Source organism: Arthrobacter sp. Y3223164, assembly GCF_059091005.1.
This window is the reverse complement of record NZ_JBNHGF010000296.1, coordinates 1-3429: the sequence shown is the minus strand read 5'-3', so window position 1 is coordinate 3429 and position 3429 is coordinate 1. Positions and strand designations below refer to the sequence as shown.

Below are 3429 nucleotides of genomic sequence, written 5' to 3'. Positions count from 1 at the left end.
AATGGCTCAAACGCCTGGTCCGTGTCCGGGACCGGCACTGCCGCTTCCCCGGCTGCCGCCGCGCGGCCAGATACTGCGAGATCGACCATGTCCGCGGCTGGGACGACGGCGGGCCGACCGTGCCGGAAAACCTGCAGTGCCTGTGCAACGCCCACCACGCGGCGAAGACCGCCGGGCACGCCCGGGCCGAGGCCGGACCACACGGTCAGATCACGTGGACCACGCGCACCGGCCACCGCAAGACCACTTACCCGGATGAGGGCTGGGACACCCTCCTGCCCAGGCCAACGGACACGGAAGCCGCCGCCGGAGAAGCCGGAGACAACACCGATGGCGCCGCAGATGCAGCCCGGGACACCGACGACGGCGCCACACAAGCAGCCGACGGCGCCGCCACCCGCGACCCCATCGCCCGCGACACCATCGACCGCAGCGACCAAGCACCACAAAAACGTACGCTCGGCGGCATCGAACTGCCCGACGACAACACCGACCCCAACGCACCACCCCCATTCTGACCTCGGCGCTGCAATGCGCCTGGCCGATTCTGCGGGTGACACCTCTGACGCCGAGGCCAGCCGTGAAGAAACTCGTTGCCTCGCCCTGGAAGAACGCGAAGCCTCGCGGTCCCGGCCCAGCCCGGCAAGGTGTTTTGCCTGCCGTTGGCCGAAAATTCACCACTGCTCGGCCTGCCGGTCGACTTCGATCAGCACACTGGAGGACGATCCCACAGTTCAATGCAGAAGGTGAAAACGTGACCGAAACCAAGAAGCGCTACCTGCCGATGCTGGGCCATGTGTCCGGAAAACGCAGCGCCGTAACCTGCGCGCTCAAGTGCGACAACGCCTGTGCCAAGGGCGTCTGCAACACCTCGGACAACAACTACTTCCGGGACATCGTCTCCGCCGAATACTCCCGCCGCCGGATGATGGGGTTGGGCGGCGCCGGCGCGCTGGCGCTGATGTTCGGCGGCGGGGCTGCCGCCGAGGCACAGGTTGGGCTGGCCCGGGCCGCCAAAGCCGGCCGCGGACCCGGCAACCGCAGCAAGCTGAAGTTCGACGGCATCAAGGCCGTGCCCAACAACGTTGACGACGTCGTGGTACCCAAGGGCTACAACTGGAATCCGGTCATCCGCTGGGGAGACCCCCTGTTCCACGACAGCGCGGAGTTCGATCCGGAGAACCAGACCAAGGAGTCCCAGTCGGGGCAGTTCGGCTACAACAACGACTACCTGGACATCATCGAGATCCCGGGCAGCAACGGCAAGCGTGCGGTCCTGTTCGCCAACCACGAGTACACCAATGAGGGCATCATGTTCCCGCCGGACATGCCCGTCGAACGCCAGCGCGAGGTAGCCATGGCTGCGCACGGGCTGTCCGTCGTGGAACTGGAGCGCAAGGGCAAAGGCCAGCCGTGGACCTACGTCCGCGGGGCCAGGCTGAACCGCCGCTTCCTGATGGACACCGAATACGAACTGACCGGCCCGGCCGCCGGCTCTGACCTGCTGAAGACGCAGGCCGATCCCACCGGTCGCATCGTGCTGGGGACGCAAAACAACTGCGCTGGCGGCACCACCCCGTGGGGGACGGTGCTCTCGGGCGAAGAGAACTTCAACCAGTACTTCAAAGTGTCCGCCCCGACCGCCGAGCAGCGCCGCTACGGCCTGACCAGCGCCAACCCGTCGCGCGGCTGGCACATCCCGGAGCCGCGCTTCGACACCGATCGGCCCGAGGGCAGGAACGAAGACAACCGGTTCGGCTGGATCGTCGAGGTGGACCCGTTCGATCCCACCTCCACCCCGCGCAAGCACACCGCCCTGGGACGGTTCAAGCACGAGGGCGCCAACGTGACCATCGCCGCCTCCGGCCACGCGGTGTCCTACTCCGGCGACGACGAGCGCTTCGACTACCTGTACAAGTTCGTCTCCAAGGGCACCTACCGCGAGGGCGACAAGAAGCACAACATGACCCTGCTGACCGAGGGCGACCTCTACGTGGCCAGCTTCAAGGGCAATTCCCCGCAGAACCAGATCGACGGCTCCGGCGTGCTGCCCTCCGACGGTGCGTTCGACGGCACCGGGCACTGGATCCAGCTGACCCGCGACGGCGAATCGCTGGTGCCGGGCATGCGGATCGACCAGGTGCTGGTGTACACCCGGCTCGCCGCCGACGCCATGGGTGCCACCAAGATGGACCGCCCAGAGGACGTGGAGATCAACCCGGCGACCGGCAAGATCTACATGGCCTGCACCAACAACACCGCCCGGACCCGCGCGCAGGTGGACGAGCCCAACCCCCGGGCCAACAACCGCCACGGCCACATCATCGAAATGACCGAGACCGGTGACCAGACCTCCACCGAGTTCACCTGGCAGCTGATCCTGGTGGCGGGCGATCCGGCGGTGGACGATTCGGTCTACTTCAGCGGCTACCCGGCCGACCAGGTGCAGCCGATCTCCTGCCCGGACAACCTGGCCTTCGACTCGGCCGGAAACCTGTGGGTCTCCACCGACGGTCAGCCCGGCACCATCCAGCGCAACGACGCTCTCTTCCGCGTCACGCTGGAAGGACAGGAACGCGGCAAGGTGGAGCAGTTCATGGCGGTGCCGATCGATGCCGAGACCTGCGGTCCGCTGATCCACGACGACGACGGGCTGGTGTTCGTCGCCGTCCAGCACCCGGGCGAGGACGGCAGCTGGGGAGCCCAGCGCTCCCTGTTCCCGGACTACGTCGGGGACGGGCGCCGCGCCAAGCCGGGCGACGCCGCGATGCCCCGGCCGTCCGTGATCCAGATGTTCAAGGGCAAGAACGGGCACATCAAGCGCTAACCCGGCCCCGCCGACGGAAGGCAGCCGGCCGCGTCCCTCGGGGCGCGGCCGTCTGCTTACCATGAGGGGGTGACTGCGCAGCTGAGCTCGATGGATACCGCCCGACTGGCCGTGAAGGCCTTGGTCTGGGGCGGAGTGCGCGACGTCGTTATCGCGCCGGGTTCGCGCAGCGCCCCGCTGGCGTACGCGCTTGCCGAGGCCGAAACGCATGGCGACCTGCGGCTGCACGTGCGCATCGATGAGCGGGGCGCGGCGTTTACCGCGCTCGGGCTCTCGCTGGGCTCGCTGCGCCCGGTTCCGGTCGTCACAACCTCCGGAACGGCCGTGGGCGAGCTGTTGCCGGCGGTGATGGAAGCCAATCACGCCGGCGTTGAGCTGGTGGTGCTCTCCGCCGACCGCCCGGCCGAAATGCGCGGCACCGGTGCCAACCAGACTACGGTGCAACACGGACTGTTCGGCATCCACGTGCGCTCGGCCGTGGACATCCCGGCCGGAGACGACCCGACGGACGCCATCCGCTCCATCCTCCTCAACGCGAAGGGCATCCCGCCGGCCCCGGCGGCCGCGACGGCCGACCTGCTCTCGCTGGCGGCCGCGCCGTC

The 3429-nt window shown here is 68.2% G+C and carries 3 protein-coding genes; all 3 read left to right on the top strand.

All coding sequences use genetic code 11. The features are described from left to right. The coding region (locus tag AC5RUJ_RS12845) for an HNH endonuclease signature motif containing protein (RefSeq protein ID WP_494155959.1) at window positions 1-518 on the top strand (518 nt) is incomplete at its 5' end. Between the two features lie 236 nt (window positions 519-754). Next, the gene (locus tag AC5RUJ_RS12840; RefSeq protein WP_494128791.1) at window positions 755-2827 is read left to right on the top strand and encodes a PhoX family protein; all 2073 of its coding nucleotides are present in this window, start codon (window positions 755-757) and stop codon (window positions 2825-2827) included. A gap of 69 nt (window positions 2828-2896) precedes the next feature. Continuing rightward, window positions 2897-3429, top strand: a 533-nt coding sequence (locus AC5RUJ_RS12835) for a thiamine pyrophosphate-binding protein (RefSeq protein WP_494155958.1), incomplete at its 3' end; no start/stop codon positions are given.